General features: G+C 61.3%; 20 protein-coding genes and 1 pseudogene. 15 read left to right on the plus strand and 6 right to left on the minus strand.

The window, feature by feature from the left end; all coding sequences use genetic code 11:
• Positions 1-397 precede the first annotated feature (397 nt).
• Positions 398-811, minus strand: coding sequence for a hypothetical protein (locus KGZ40_08190; GenBank protein ID MBS3957488.1), 414 nt, complete (start codon positions 809-811; stop codon positions 398-400).
• A gap of 218 nt (positions 812-1,029) precedes the next feature.
• On the opposite strand from KGZ40_08190, the gene KGZ40_08195 reads away from it, so the two are divergent.
• The 6 genes from KGZ40_08195 (at position 1,030) to KGZ40_08220 (ending at position 4,447) form a co-directional block, all read left to right on the plus strand.
• On the plus strand, positions 1,030-1,272 hold the full coding sequence (locus KGZ40_08195; protein MBS3957489.1) for a type II toxin-antitoxin system Phd/YefM family antitoxin: 243 nt from the start codon (positions 1,030-1,032) through the stop codon (positions 1,270-1,272).
• A complete protein-coding gene (locus tag KGZ40_08200; GenBank protein MBS3957490.1) occupies positions 1,269-1,532 on the plus strand; it encodes a Txe/YoeB family addiction module toxin in 264 nt (87 codons plus the stop codon). Before KGZ40_08195 ends, KGZ40_08200 begins: the two co-directional genes overlap by 4 nt.
• Positions 1,533-1,728: 196 nt before the next feature.
• Positions 1,729-1,971 (plus strand): hypothetical protein, encoded by a 243-nt coding sequence (locus KGZ40_08205; protein MBS3957491.1) that lies wholly within the window; start codon positions 1,729-1,731, stop codon positions 1,969-1,971.
• Entirely contained in the window at positions 1,968-2,393 is a 426-nt protein-coding gene (locus KGZ40_08210; protein MBS3957492.1) for a PIN domain-containing protein, read from the plus strand. Before KGZ40_08205 ends, KGZ40_08210 begins: the two co-directional genes overlap by 4 nt.
• A 114-nt stretch (positions 2,394-2,507) precedes the next feature.
• Complete coding sequence (locus tag KGZ40_08215; GenBank protein ID MBS3957493.1) at positions 2,508-3,806, plus strand: hypothetical protein; 1,299 nt, start codon at positions 2,508-2,510, stop codon at positions 3,804-3,806.
• Positions 3,807-3,895: 89 nt separating this feature from the next.
• On the plus strand, positions 3,896-4,447 hold the full coding sequence (locus KGZ40_08220; GenBank protein ID MBS3957494.1) for a hypothetical protein: 552 nt from the start codon (positions 3,896-3,898) through the stop codon (positions 4,445-4,447).
• A gap of 83 nt (positions 4,448-4,530) precedes the next feature.
• Here KGZ40_08220 and KGZ40_08225 read toward each other — a convergent pair whose 3' ends face one another.
• The gene (locus KGZ40_08225; protein MBS3957495.1) at positions 4,531-4,776 is read right to left on the minus strand and encodes a CDGSH iron-sulfur domain-containing protein; all 246 of its coding nucleotides are present in this window, start codon (positions 4,774-4,776) and stop codon (positions 4,531-4,533) included.
• Positions 4,777-4,968: 192 nt separating this feature from the next.
• On the opposite strand from KGZ40_08225, the gene KGZ40_08230 reads away from it, so the two are divergent.
• From KGZ40_08230 to KGZ40_08265, 8 genes are all read left to right on the plus strand, one after another.
• Positions 4,969-5,610, plus strand: coding sequence for a VanZ family protein (locus KGZ40_08230; GenBank protein ID MBS3957496.1), 642 nt, complete (start codon positions 4,969-4,971; stop codon positions 5,608-5,610).
• 51 nt (positions 5,611-5,661) lie between these two features.
• Positions 5,662-6,774, plus strand: a complete 1,113-nt coding sequence (locus KGZ40_08235) for a VanZ family protein (GenBank protein MBS3957497.1) — start codon at positions 5,662-5,664, stop codon at positions 6,772-6,774.
• A gap of 206 nt (positions 6,775-6,980) precedes the next feature.
• Complete coding sequence (locus tag KGZ40_08240) at positions 6,981-7,187, plus strand: AbrB/MazE/SpoVT family DNA-binding domain-containing protein (protein ID MBS3957498.1); 207 nt, start codon at positions 6,981-6,983, stop codon at positions 7,185-7,187.
• Positions 7,184-7,564 carry a type II toxin-antitoxin system VapC family toxin gene (locus KGZ40_08245; protein ID MBS3957499.1) on the plus strand — a complete coding sequence of 127 codons (381 nt, stop codon included), beginning with the start codon at positions 7,184-7,186 and terminating at the stop codon, positions 7,562-7,564. Before KGZ40_08240 ends, KGZ40_08245 begins: the two co-directional genes overlap by 4 nt.
• A 62-nt stretch (positions 7,565-7,626) precedes the next feature.
• Positions 7,627-8,214 (plus strand): hypothetical protein, encoded by a 588-nt coding sequence (locus tag KGZ40_08250; GenBank protein ID MBS3957500.1) that lies wholly within the window; start codon positions 7,627-7,629, stop codon positions 8,212-8,214.
• 492 nt (positions 8,215-8,706) lie between these two features.
• Positions 8,707-8,901 (plus strand): DUF4160 domain-containing protein, encoded by a 195-nt coding sequence (locus tag KGZ40_08255; protein MBS3957501.1) that lies wholly within the window; start codon positions 8,707-8,709, stop codon positions 8,899-8,901.
• Complete coding sequence (locus tag KGZ40_08260) at positions 8,898-9,422, plus strand: XRE family transcriptional regulator (protein MBS3957502.1); 525 nt, start codon at positions 8,898-8,900, stop codon at positions 9,420-9,422. The genes KGZ40_08255 and KGZ40_08260 overlap by 4 nt, the downstream gene beginning before the upstream one ends.
• A 231-nt stretch (positions 9,423-9,653) precedes the next feature.
• Positions 9,654-10,151: a GNAT family N-acetyltransferase gene (locus KGZ40_08265; protein ID MBS3957503.1), complete on the plus strand. Its 498-nt coding sequence runs from the start codon at positions 9,654-9,656 to the stop codon at positions 10,149-10,151.
• 477 nt (positions 10,152-10,628) lie between these two features.
• On the opposite strand, the pseudogene KGZ40_08270 reads toward KGZ40_08265, so the two are convergent.
• Together KGZ40_08270 and KGZ40_08275 are read right to left on the minus strand one after the other, a co-directional pair.
• Positions 10,629-10,862 (minus strand): annotated as a pseudogene (locus KGZ40_08270) (hypothetical protein).
• 610 nt (positions 10,863-11,472) lie between these two features.
• Positions 11,473-12,006, minus strand: coding sequence for a hypothetical protein (locus tag KGZ40_08275; GenBank protein MBS3957504.1), 534 nt, complete (start codon positions 12,004-12,006; stop codon positions 11,473-11,475).
• Positions 12,007-12,149: 143 nt separating this feature from the next.
• On the opposite strand from KGZ40_08275, the gene KGZ40_08280 reads away from it, so the two are divergent.
• Positions 12,150-12,290 (plus strand): hypothetical protein, encoded by a 141-nt coding sequence (locus KGZ40_08280; protein MBS3957505.1) that lies wholly within the window; start codon positions 12,150-12,152, stop codon positions 12,288-12,290.
• Between the two features lie 24 nt (positions 12,291-12,314).
• Here KGZ40_08280 and KGZ40_08285 read toward each other — a convergent pair whose 3' ends face one another.
• Positions 12,315-13,028 carry a hypothetical protein gene (locus tag KGZ40_08285; protein MBS3957506.1) on the minus strand — a complete coding sequence of 238 codons (714 nt, stop codon included), beginning with the start codon at positions 13,026-13,028 and terminating at the stop codon, positions 12,315-12,317.
• A complete protein-coding gene (locus KGZ40_08290) occupies positions 13,025-13,375 on the minus strand; it encodes a PadR family transcriptional regulator (protein ID MBS3957507.1) in 351 nt (116 codons plus the stop codon). Before KGZ40_08290 ends, KGZ40_08285 begins: the two co-directional genes overlap by 4 nt.
• Positions 13,376-13,466: the final 91 nt, after the last annotated feature.

The following is a 13,466-nucleotide window of genomic DNA, read 5'->3' on the forward strand; positions in this document are numbered from 1 at the left end:
TCGTGGCCGCGGCCCGCGTGCTGTTAGAACTGTCCTGGACCCTCCTGCGAAAGGAGGAGGTGTATCGGGCGGCGTAGAGGAGAGACCTGCAATGCGCTTGGGGAGAGTCCATCCCCGGTAACAAGATTAGGCCTCCTCGCCGCCGTATAGCCCATCTGTGCGCCGAACCTCATAAGAGCGCGAATGGAAGCTTGGCTCTCCGAAGCCGTCGAAGATGAGGACTGCTGGCCCGAGGGGTCCATGACCGATCAAGAACGGAGTTCAAGACCATGACTTGCAACCCGCGTCCTTTTCATGGAAGCGCATCGAGCCGAACGCGTACGGTATTCTCGGAAGCAAGCGCGCAGGTGTCTGCTCATGCGCAACACGCTCTACGCAACCAAGCGCGTGCCGAACACTACCTGCTGGTTCGGTAGTACCGCGCCCATTCCTTGGCAGTGGACCAAGTCCCGATCGTCTTCTCGGCTCCCATGATTCTCTGGCCAGCAATCGCCATCAGGTACTCGCGCAGTCCGTTCTCAGGGCTGTCCTCGATTTCCTCGGCGATCGACTCGAGCGCAGGCTCACCCCGCGCGACCAACCGGTCGAGTGCAGGTGATATCTCGGCATAGGTGAAGGGATTGGAGCTGAGGGCGATCGCGGGGTTGGCCTTCTCGGCCGCAGCTATGTCGCTCATCACCTGCGCGATGTCGCTTCGCACAAGGGCCCGCATCTCCTCGCGGTCCACCGGCGGTGTGGTTCTCGCACAGCCGACTGAAGTCATGAGCGCGACCGACAGTAGCGCGATGGCGATGATTCGAATGGGTTTCATTGCGCCCCTCCCCAAAAGAGCCAGATCCTCCAGAGGCTACACACTAAACATGGAGATGGTGCGTAGAACAAGCGCATTACCTGACAACCAGGCGCTACACTGCGGAAGAGAAGCGCTTGCGTTGCAGGTTATGCGCATCAACGTTAGAGCCAACGCCGGGACGTTGACGGAACTCGTTTCAAAGCGTACGCTATGTCGTACGTAAGAGAGGAGCCGTCATGATCAGCATCACTGCGACCGAGGCCCGCAAGTCGCTCTACCGCCTCGTCGACGAGGTCCAGGATACCCACGAGCCGATCCAGATCACCGGCAGGCGCGGCAATGCGTTCCTCGTTGGCGAGGACGACTGGCGTGCGGTGCAGGAGACTCTGCATCTCGTCTCGATCCCCGGCATGCGCGACTCGATCATGAAGGGTATGGCTACGCCCACCGGCGAGCTCGGCAGTAAGCTCGACTGGTGACTTGGAGCCTCGTATACACGAAGGCCGCTCAGAAGGACGCTAAGTTGCTTGCCGCAGCCGGGCTGAAGCCCAAGGCCCTAGAGCTGCTGGCGGTGCTTGAGGACGATCCGTTCGCGACACCGCCGCGATCCGAGACGCTCGTCGGCGACTTGAGTGGCGCGTACTCGCGTCGCATCAACATCCAACACCGGCTCGTCTACCAGGTGCTTGAAGAGGAGAAGGTCGTCAAGGTGCTTCGGATGTGGAGCCACTACGAGTGATAGGCGTGGCTCTAATCAGCGCATCAGCAGATGGCGCGCCTCGTGAGGTATCCTCGGCTCGGGGCCGCGCATGGGCGCGCCACAGCTTATGCGCTGCATCGTTGGAAAGACCCTGTGGAACCGCTCGCCGGGCGTTGCTTCGTCCACTCAGATGACGTACACTTATGCCATCGTCGGTACGTCTTGGAGGCGCACAGTGAACACCAAACTCACACTCCGGCTGGACGACCAGCTCATCAGCAAGGCCAAGCGCTACTCGGACCGCTCGGGGAAGTCCGTCTCCCAGCTCGTGGCGGACTTTTTTTCCGCGATGGATGCGGATGCGGACATCCCCGGTACGGAGATTTCGCCGCGTGTCCGATCCCTTAGGGGGGCGTTCAAGGGCTCGACTGTCACAGAGGAAGACTATCGCCGCTACCTGGAGGAGAAGTACCGGTGAGAGTGCTATTCGATGCCAACATCCTGCTAGACGTCCTGCTCGAGCGAGACCCTCACGTCGAAGTGGCCCAGAAGTTGGTGGCGCTGGTCGACAACGACCGAATAGATGGCTACATCTGCGCAACGGCCGCGACCTCGTTGTACTACGTCGGCGCCAAGGCACTGGGGCAGAAGGCCGTTCACGGACATCTCCGCACACTCCTCGGCCTGTTTCAGGTTGCAGCGGTTGACCGCGACGTGTTGCAGCGAGCATTGGACACGAATGGCTTCGCGGATTATGAGGACGCCGTGATCCATGAGGCCGCGCACTCGGCTGGTTGTGGTGCCATCGTCACCCGTGATGCAACGGGCTTCACGAAGGCGACGATTCCGGTGTTCCAGCCGCTTGAACTGCTGGCTGCCGCTGCAGTGAGATCGGACTAAGGTTGCTGCGAGGGCTTTTCAACAAGGAGATCAACCTGACAGCTTCGCTCGCAGGTTATCTCCAACACGTTGACACAACATGCGGAGGGTGCAGGCAGGGGACTGGGGGAACGGATGTCGGAGATCCCTACGCGCTTCATCGCCACCGGTGCGGACGCCGCAATCGCGATTACGCGTGCCGCGGTCAACCATCGCATCGGTGTGTCGTTGTCGTTCCAGTCGGGGCACCTCGACCCGGTTCGCCTTGCACGAGCACTTCGCCTGTCGTTTGACGCCGAGCCGGTGGTCGGCTGCTCGTTCCGGACCGACGAACGCAGGGCGTACTGGCAGCGTATGTCGGATCTCGACGGTGCGAAGCTGTTGGTGAAGGAGGGCGTTTCGGACCCGGACGAGTTGATGCGCTCCTTCCAGGTGGCTGAGGTGTCAGACGAAGGACCACAGGCCACCGTGGCACTCTTCCGGTCAGCCCAGCGGGATGTCGTCGGCATCAAGGTCAGCCATGTTCTCGCCGATGGACAGGCCGCGAAACAATATGCGTATCTCCTTGCCGACATCTACACCCGGTTGGGGGCGGACCCGTCGTTCACCCCGGAACCGAACCTACGGGAGCGTCCCAGTGGGCGCGATGTATGGGCGAGCCTGACTTCGACGCAACGACGCGAAGCCAAGAAGGCCAAGTCGTGGACCAGCCCCACGTGGCCCGCGCCGAATACAGCGGATGCCGGAGAACGCCTCACGTATCGGTGGACTGCACTGCGCCCTGAGCTGTTCCATGCGCTGAAATCCTACGGAACTGACCGCGGCTGCACCGTGAATGACATGATGCTTACCGCCATCCTGCGCTCCTGCATCTCGCGGCTCGACCCTCCGGTTGGCGTGCCGCTCTCACTCATGTACACCGCTGATCTTCGGCGCTACTTATCGGACACTGCCACGCTCCCGATATCCAACGTCTCGATCTCGGGTTCCCTCGACATCGAGCGGGTCAACGATGAGTCCTTCGAGGAGACCCTGCGACGGGTGCACGGGAGGATGCAGCGCTGGGCAGAGATGTGCCACGGCGCAGGTCCGCTCGCGAGCGCGGAGAGGATTGCGGCACTTGGGTACGGCATCACGGAGCGTCTGCTCGGACTTGCATTTCGAGCAGGGGGCGCAACAGACAAGACCTATCCGTGGTTCACGAACGTCGGCATCGTAGATGACACGAAGCTTCTGTTCGATGGAGTCGCCCCGGACGCCGGGTTCATGTTCGGACCGATCGCTATCGGGACGAGCATCGTGCCGGTCGTCAGTACGTACCGCAGCACGCTGACCGTTTGTATGGGTTACGGCGACTCTGACGAAAGCACTGACTTGATCGAAGCGCTTCTGGGTTCCATCACTAGCGAGATAGAGGGCGTGTGCTTGGTGTAGTGTGTGCTCAACAATGAGATCGAGCTGACTCGCTTCGCTCGCAGCTCATCTCACAGACGTTAGGCGATCATCGGACTGGAGGTGTCGTGATGAAGCCATGGGCGCTCACAGTTCTTGTGCTTGCGATGGCGTTCGCAGTCGCCTGTTCCCCGTCGGGCTCGGTCAGTCTCGAGCCAACCGGCCCCACCAGCGAGCCTGCGTCTCCCGCGTCGGTCGGAGCTGGCAAGATTACTCCGGATCAGATTCGCGAGGCGCTTGAGGCGAGCGGATTGCGGGTCGGGAGCATCGAGCTTCAGGAGCCTGAGTCAACCGATGTCTCGATCTTCGGCAGTTCGCGCGAGCGCACGGTGCTCGAAGTAGCGGATGAGGTCAGCATCGATTTCTTCGAGTTCGAATCGCCCGATGAGGCATCGAAGGCCGCGTCAAAGGTGAGCCCCGATGGCTCGACGGTGCCAACAGACTCGGGTGACGGGATCGCGATGGTGCAATGGGTGGGCATGCCGCACTTCTTCATGCGCGGCGACCTGATCGTCATGTACATCGAGAAGCAGGTGGAGGACTCGGCTGCGCTGGACTCAGATGTGCTCGCGCCTTTAAGGCAGTTGATGGGCGATGAGTTCGCGGGCAATCGCCTTCAGTAGCGTCCGCCGCGTGAATCGAACAAGCGCATCAAGCTGCGCAGCTTATGCGCTACTACGTTAGTGAGACCTCAAGGCGTGCCGGGCTACTCGATCTCGACGTGGGCGCCGGAGCAGTACGGCGGATTGGCGCTCAGCCCGCAGTTGCAGATTGCCGAGGTCACCGGCTCGTTGATCTCAAACGCAAGCGGCTCGATGCCTGTTCCGGTGTGTGAGCCGTCGCAATACGGGACGGTCTTCGTCTTGCCACAGTTGCACCAGTAGTAGGTGCCTGCGCCGAGTTCCAGCACCACGGGGTGGCTTTTGGCGTCATCGTTCTCGAACCTGGTCATCGTGTCCGCCTTCCCATCGGGATCGTGTGTTTGTTGTTCCCCGGACGGTGTGACTCGCTAACATGCGCGTCAACTCGACGCGCACAAGGTAGAATCGACCTGTTAGCACGCGGTGCGCAGCTTATGCGCCACATCGTTAGACAGCCAGTGAAGTCCTAAAAGTAGCACACGCTTGTCTGAGCAGGGGGGCACTTGTTCGGGGGTACCTGGTTCCCGCTAATCGGCAGCCTGCTGGTCGTTATCGCATCAGCCGTGCGCATCGCTCTTCGCGTGCCATGGCGCCGGGTGCTGCTCGAGGCCGTGTTCGTCGGCTATGTCCTGTTTGCCATCGACATGTCCTTGCTGCCGGTAAGATTCGACGCCGTGATGCGCGAGATGTACCTGTCCAGCTGGCCTTACTGGCAGCAGTCGGTCAACTTCGTGCCGCTCCGAACGGTCGTCGCGCAGCTTTCGGCGGATGCTCCTCCAACCGCCGTCTTTCAACTGTTCGGCAATCTCGCGCTCCTGATTCCCTTGGGTGTGCTCGCCCCGCTTGTTATCCCTCGACTTCGTAACCTGCGGGCGTTCCTAGCCTTCGCGTTGAGTGTCGCGGTGGGGATCGAGCTGTTGCAGCTGCTCCAGAAGGTGGCCCTGATCGGCTGGCGGTCGATCGATATCGATGACGTCATTCTCAACACCGCTGGCGCGCTGCTTGGCTTCGGGGTGTGGCGACTTGTAGCCGTGGTCCGGTCACGGTTTGCGGATGGCGCTGCTGAAGACGCTCGACTGCTGCCTGACCCGGGCGTCAACCAGACAACGCCGTGTGAGGTAGACTCGGGTAGGGACCGGGCGTAGGCGTTGCGGGTTACGCCATAGAACGTTCGATATAGACCAGGCAGGGGAATCGTGGTCTCGATCGGAGCAGGGGGATTCGTCGCTATCGCGTGCTTGGTTTTCGGCATGTGGCGAATCGCGCGCTGGCGTTCGTCGGGCGGCGGCGCGACTAAAGAGCGCGTGGTGGCCGTCCTCTTCATGTACTTGGTCGCTGTGTCGGTTGTCACGTTCTTCCCAATGAGCATCCACTTCTACGACTGGCATGGCCGATTCAGTTTCGTGCCGTTCGCCAGCATCATGCAGCTCGTGCAACAGACTGATCGGGCCACGGCCCTGAAGAACATCGCTGGCAACATCGTCATGTTCGTACCACTCGGCCTGTTGCTGCCGTTACTGTTCCGGAGGCTGCGTTCTGCCGGTGCGCTTGCGTGGCGTGTGGCACTCATTTCAATCGCGATCGAGGTCCTGCAGCTCCCGACCCGTGTGCGGGCCACCGATGTGGACGACGTCTTCTTGAACGTCGCCGGAGCCCTCATCGGCTACTCGGTGTTCCTGCTGCTGCAGCGTTCAGCGCAGCGTCTGCCGGGTCTAGCGGCTTTGATGAATGCTGCGGGCTCGGACACGAAGGGCGAGCCTCTGCTGGCGGCGTGGCTCCCGGTGTCCGTGACGATTGTGCTGACGCTCGGCCTGATCGTTCCGCAGGTTCTGTCCGGCACCTTGAGCGAGAGCGCTATCTACGAGGAGGCGATCTCAGGCATGACAGCCGGGTCCGTTGTGGCACGCGCCGATTCGGGCAACTTCGTGGTGCTCGTCGCGAAGTCGGGCGAGGGCGCCTCTGAAGTGCACCAGCACGCGGAGTTCAAGCGGGTTCTTCCTGGTCGCTACACGAAACTTGGCTGGAGCGACCCACTCAGGGGTGCAGACTCGCGTTACTCGATTCGCGTCACGAGCCACAATCCCGCCGCGGGCGAATCGCCGGTGGTCTACGTTGTCGGACAAAACGAGGCCGACGCATTGACTGTCAGTCTCAAAACGAAGACAGGCCGCACTGTCTTCGAGGGACCGATCGACAGTTACTTCGCTGTAGTCGTGCCCTCAAGCGCAGGGCCGGAAGGCTTGGACTTGGACGCGGTCTTCCGCACTGCCGACGGCCGTGATGTGACTGACATCTTCGGAACCTACTGAGCTGCGTGGAAGCAGATCATGTCGAACAAGCGGATCGAGCGGGCAGTGCGCCGCCTCGTGAGGCGGTCTCTGGCCGGAACGCGCGGCGCGCGGCGTATTGCAACTCATCCACCACGCGCTAGTCCGAACGGCCACCCGATGCATCCCCTATATTGCGATCGATATGCATATCGTCGTACGATATCGGCATCGACAAGGAGGCTGTCATGACGACTGTAACGATTTCGCCCAAGTACCAGGTGGTCATCCCCAAGAGTATCCGGGAGAGCCTCGGGCTCAAGCCCGGCCAGAAGATCCAGGCGATCGAGTACAACGGACGGGTTGAGCTTGTGCCTGTGCGTCCCGTTCGGGAGATGCGGGGTTTTCTGTCCGGCATCGACACGACCGTGCCCCGTGAGGGCGATCGTGTATGAACGTCGTTGACTCCTCGGCATGGCTTGAGTACTTCTCCGCCGGACCGAACGCGGACTTCTTCGCCGCCGCTATCGAGGCGACCGATGATCTTGTCGTCCCCTCGATCACCCTCCACGAGGTCTTCAAGCGAGTCGCCGCCCAGCGTGGTGAGAGCGAGGCGCTCGCGGCTGTGGCCCAGATGCAGCGGGGCAACGTCGTTGAACTGAGTGGCACGCTCGCGCTCGATTCGGCTAGAACGAGCCTTGAGCTCAAGCTGCCCATGGCGGACAGCGTGATCCTGACGACTGCCCGAGCCTTCGATGCTACGCTCTGGACGCAAGATGTCGACTTTGAGGGTGTGATCGGCGTGATGTACGCGAGCAGGGCGTCGGCGTGACAAGCGCATCAAGCTGGCGCGCACGAGGTAGAATCGACCTGTAAGCACGCGGTGCGCAGCTCATGCGCTACACGTTCTGCGCACTACGGGGTATCGATATGGGGGTCGGGATGGCGGGGGCAGTTTCCCTTCGCGCCGTGGTCGAGGAGCTCGATGCGCTCACCGACGAGTCCACGGCCTACCTCAATCGGGCCACCGGCGAGCTGTGCTCCCTTCGGGACGACGAGGTTTCCGCAGCAGAGGACGGTGACCCTGACGTCATCCCTGACTGGCTCGAAGGCGGTCTGCACAGGATCCGGGAGATCCTCGAGTCGGAGGAGTGGCTCGCGCTTCCCACCCGCTTCGACATCCACGAGTGGGCGATCATGGATAGGTTCGCCCGCTCGGTGGAGGACACTGACCTGCAAGACGAACTCGCCGACTCGCTTCGGGGCAGGGGGGCGTTCCGGTTCTTCAAGGACGTGGTCCACCGGCGCGGGATCCAGCAGGCTTGGTACCGCTATCGCGTCGAAGCGCTCGCGCGGATCGCCATCGAGTGGCTCGATGAGAGCGGTGTCGCCTACGTCCGGGACGACGAAGCGTCGGCGTATGGCGCACAACCCGCGCATCAAGCGGAACTCGAACTTTGCCCGCCTAACAAGATGGCATGAAAAGGACGCTCCACCCACACTGTCGTCGTGTCCAGCGTCGACAGGAAGGAGAAGCGCCGATGCCAACCTGATATCTCGGGCTCGACGTCCACAAGGGCGCACCTAGTACTGCGTGATGGATGCCGCATGTGAGGTCCTCAAGGAGGGCGCGCCCCCGCAGACGACACGGGAGTTGCGCAACCTGGTGCGGCTGCGGTGGCGCTTCGTCGCGCAGCGCACCACGGCCAAGAACCGTATCCCGAATCTGCCCGCCCCGCGAATGCCTGCGCTTTCCCGGCACCGGCATGTTCGGCAAGTCGGGCCGGGCGTGGCTCGCCGTTGCCCGCGTCCTTTTCATGGAAGCGCATCCTTAGCGCAGGCGGCATGCCTCGTCAGGTAGACTCGAACGGGAAGCGCTCTCGGGCGTGCCGCAGGTTATGCCCAAACCCGTTCTGCGGACTGGGCGCGCATGTGGTTTGCAATTCTGCTACCGGGGAAGGTAACATTTAGCCGATGCCAAAGCTGAAGCGAGGCGGATACGTGTTTCTCGCGTGGAAGGGTGACCACTCGCCGCGTCACGTACACGTCTACAAGGACGGTGCGCTGGTCGTGAAGTGGGATCTAGACAACTCGCGCGAGATGGTCGGCTCGGCTAGTCGGCGGATTCGGAACTTGATTGAAGAGTTGGAGAAGGAGGGTCTGTTGTGAAGATAAGGCGAGTCAAGACGAACAACCACAAGCGGGCCTTCGTGGTCACGTTGAGTAAGGGCGACTTTCCGATGCCTTACTCGAAGGTCGATCCTGCTCCAAGTAAGGACGATCCCGTTGTGAAGGTCTACGCTGACGAGGACTTCGGCCGTGAAGCATTCACGTATATCCTGGAATCCGGTACTGAGGGCTCCGTCCACGTCGATGCTGTTCTCGAGTACAATGAAGACCCCGCCTATATGCGTGATCTGCTTCTTTACAAACTGACCATCGCTGCACAAGAGTGCATGAAGACCAGTCCGCTGTCGCAACGAGAGATCACCAGGCGAGCGAGGACATCTCCGGCCCAGATTCAGAGGCTGCTGGACGTGAAGAATCGCAGCAAGTCGGTCGACAAGCTCGTCGTCCTTCTGGGAGCAATGGACTGCGAAGTCGAGGTCACGGTGCGGCCGACTCAGCACGGGGCGAAGCACCCGGCGCGGGCCAAGTCGGGCTCCGCCGCTCGGGCCGCCCACACGTAGGGTGATGTGTCGCAGAATATACTGATCAACCGGACTCGCTTCGCTCGCGGCTCAACTCGCAGACGTTAGAACGACGGCCCGGCGGCCTCGAGAAGATGGTCGTCTTTACGGCTCTTCCTTGGGGACACCGAACAAGCAACAGCAGAACGCCGCGAGCTACAATGACCCGAGAGCGCATACGCGTCTGCCCATGCGTTACACGTTGGCAAACCAGCGGGGAGGTTAGTCCAAGTGCAGATCCGTGCCGCGACGCTTGCGGATGCCGAAGTGCTTCGTGACTACGCGGTTCGCCTCTTCGCGGAAGGTCTGCCCGGAATCTTCAAGCGCCCTGATCCAACGCTGGAAGAGGAGCGCGCCTTCATCCGCTCGCGCCTCGTGCCGGACAACTCGACGTTGCTTGTCGCGGTTGCGGAGGGGGGCATCGTAGGTCTGATTGAGTTTGTCGGTGGCTCGCTCGAAGAAGAGCGTCACGCCGACACCTTCTCACTCTCAGTTGCCTCGTCCCACCGCGGACACGGAATCGGTACGGCGCTCGTCGAGGCACTGATCGCTTGGGCTCCGACCGCGGGGGTCTCACGCATCCAGGCATGGGCATGGGCGAACAATCCGGGCTCCATCGCGCTCTATGAACGGTTGGGTTTCGAACGCGAGGGGTTATGTCGGCACGCGATTGTCTCGGATGGCGAGTCGGTCGACGTGGTGCTGCTCGCCCGACTGCTGGTTGCGTGACAAGCGCGTCAATCACGACAAACCAAACCAAGGCAAGCAAGCTAAGCGTGCTCTAAGGCTCGCCGGGCCTTGGTGCGCGGGTTACGCGCAAGAGCGTTGAACTCAACGAAGTGGATGTTTGATTGCCCGACGCGATGCAGGTGAGACGCGTGCCCGGTGTCACGCCCGCCGCAACCTCAGCCCACAGTAACAATGTCGTCCGCGCCACACGCGGCTTTGACGAGAGATGGCATGTCGCCCGCCGTGCCCACCACTAGTCCATCGGCGAGGTTGAGATGCTTGAGGCACGTGCCGCACGCCATGGTTGACCAGCATCACCGCTGCTGGCGCCCGTTCCTCGTGTGCGAGCGACACAAGGAAGCTGCGCATCAGGATGCGGCCCAACTCCGGGTCTGCGCTTCCCAGGGTGTCGCCGGTAATCAGTATTGTCTTTGCCATTCGAATCCCCCTATCACTTGTGCGCTCCAGCATCTCAGCTCAACGCCGCCCCATACGCGCCAAATATCTGCGCCTCGGCAGGACGCGAACCTCACCGTCAAAGCTCTCCGTGATGAGCGCCACCATTGCAGGGAACGTGCCCGTACCGGCGGCGCACGTATCGTTCATCTCGAAATCTGCCAGGCGTCCGCCCTCCCCCAAAGAGATCACTGTGGTGTCCTGACTGCCGAGGACGGAGACGTTTTCGAGGGCGTTGGCCGAGGTGCATGCCCCGTGACGACTCGAAGGAGAAGTTCGTGCACGACTGCGGGGCGGCGTGGGACAAGGTGATGAATCTCGACTGGGTTAATATCGGTGCCAGCAGTGGGTAAATTCATCGATAACGTTTCGACGCAGAGGAATAGGAGCGAGCCATGGATGTTAAAGATGGAGATGTCCTTGTGTGTCCGTGTGAGGACTGCGACATCGAGTTAGTCGTGAGGCGCACGTGTTCGGGTGACAGCTGCACCCACGATTCCGAGTGCGAGCTGACGGTAACGTGCTGCGGTCACCCCATGGAGGTTCGCTCGGATTAGGGCGGGCCACCATATGAGTCCGCGGATAGACCGTACGTTGGTGCAGGACGCCGTCGACAACATGGTCGACGGGAAGAGTACTCGACTGCCGAGGAGTGCATGCGGTTCCACGACACCGCGCCTCGTGAGCTGCTTTCGGCAAGTAAGCGCGTGACGGCGCGGCGCAGCTTGACGCCAAAGAACTAGGTGCACTGAGACGATTCGAGGAGCAACCTTGGCTGTTCCTGAACATCATCGTCGTGCTCAAACGCATGACGGACGAGTCCGGAGACAGGGTGCCTTCTGAGCTCGCCGCGCGGTTGGCGCCGCTACTTGAGGACTACCCCGAGAGTGCCGTCGGTTCCGCTGGCATGACAGCCCTCGCAGGGCTCTATCGCAATCCCCTCGGCGATCGGCTTGCCCTGCGCGTCCCACTCGCCCCAGTACCAGCCGTCGGCGGTCTTCTTCATCGCCGCGATCTGGATGAGCTCGCCGTCCCGGAAGATGTCCTTGGCGATGATGGAGTCCAGCGGCCATCTGTCTCCGCCGCTCGCAAGACCCTTCTCCGCGGTCGGGTCGAGCAGAATCTGAACCTCATCCCCATGTGGGCCCTTGGCGGCCACTCGCGACTCATTGCCAGGTGCGGGAGTCCAATCCGTATAGTTCGCAGCTTTGAGCTCATCGAGTAAGTTGACGGATTCTGGCGCGCCGACAGTGCCAGTCGGTTGAGTCGTTTCAGCCTGCGGTGCCGACGGCTCAGCACTCGGTACTGGCTCGCTGGGTTGGGCCGCGCCACATCCGGTCAGAGCGATGACGCATGCAAGCGTCGTGGATGTGACGAGGAAACGCAGACCTGGCTTCACAGTGGACTCCGTTCGTCGAGGGTCTCCTATTCTAGGTACCCTTCGAGACGGGCGAGTCGCCGCCGGGGCTCTGGTTGCACCGGTCGAACAAGCGCATCGTAGACAAACCGGCCGTGTGAGGTATTCTCTGCTCGAGATGCGGCGTGGCCGTCCGCTCGTTCTTCATGTTCATCGCGCCTCTATCCGCGGATGTCGCAGAGCTTGTCGAGTACGTCCAGCAGATGGCTGATGACATTCTCGCTCTCGATAGGCTCGATCTCGGGACAGGCTTCGATACGGTATGACCGCAGGCGTGCGCCCGATCTAGGCTAGGCGAACTGGTCGACTTCCTTCGTCAGAGCTGCATCCTGGACGAGAAACCAGCCCTGTCGTATCGCGAACCACTCCACCATCAGCCGGATCGGCAGTGCGGTTGCTGCGACCCATAGTGGCCAGAACCAGAAGTCGTTTGACTGGAAGATTACGTTCAAGAAGACCGCACCGAAGGCAAGCCCCGCGGCAAGACCGATGGACTTGAGTACTCTTCCTCCTTGGACGAGCACCCTGGTCTCAACTTCACTCCAGCGCGGCACAGATCGTATGTAGGTTTCGCGTAGCCACCACACAGCGGCAGCCAGGAGGGCGAGCAGGACGACGCCGACGAAGCCACGGATGGTGTCTGTAGCCGCTCCGACCGCCGTGCACATCAGCATTAGGAAAGCAACGACCCCGGTGGTTATCGCCGCGGTATGGAATTCCAGGCTCCCTGAGTACACCTCGACCGTTGGCACCAGGGGAGCGTCTGCGTTGAGGTTCAGGGCTTCTTGCTCGGCCCTGAACTCGTCTACGAGAGCGGACAACTCGCCCATGGACGCGATTGCCGCCCCTAAAGCCTCCTCGCGTGTCTTGCCCTCTGACACCAAGTCCTCAACCTTAGCGGATATGTCCGCAATCAGCTCTTCTTGCTGTTCAAGAACTTGCGGTGTCTCCTTGACGCCTTGGAAGGCGCCCTTGACGTAGTACCTTATTGCCTCCACGATCACCCCTCCTCCTCCGTGCCTGACACCAGGCGATCAATCAGTGTACGCGCACGCTTCCAGTCATCCAGGTTCTGACGATAAGCTGCACGACCCTTCTCGGTTATCGTGTAGTACTTTCGTCGCGCACCCGGACCCGCTTCGCCCCAGTACGATCGAACGAAGCCCTGCGGTTCGAGGCGTCGCACGGCCGAGTACAACGTGGGTTCCTTCAGCTCGTATTCGCCATCGGAAAGCGCGGACACTCGCTTGCAGATGTCGTAGCCGTAGCGGTCTCCGGTGTTCAGCAGCCCCAAGACGATAGTGTCGATATGGCCGCGGATCAGGTCACTTGAGATTGGCGCGTCGCTCATTGGGCACCCTCCCTTCAGGCATATTCTCTGTCAAGCTACTATGACTGTCAAGGTAGTATGCGAGGCCTGAAGCGAGTGTCGGATTCACACG

This window comes from Clostridiales bacterium (genome assembly GCA_018333995.1).
Classification (GTDB): Bacteria; Actinomycetota; Coriobacteriia; order Anaerosomatales; family SLCP01; genus JAGXSG01.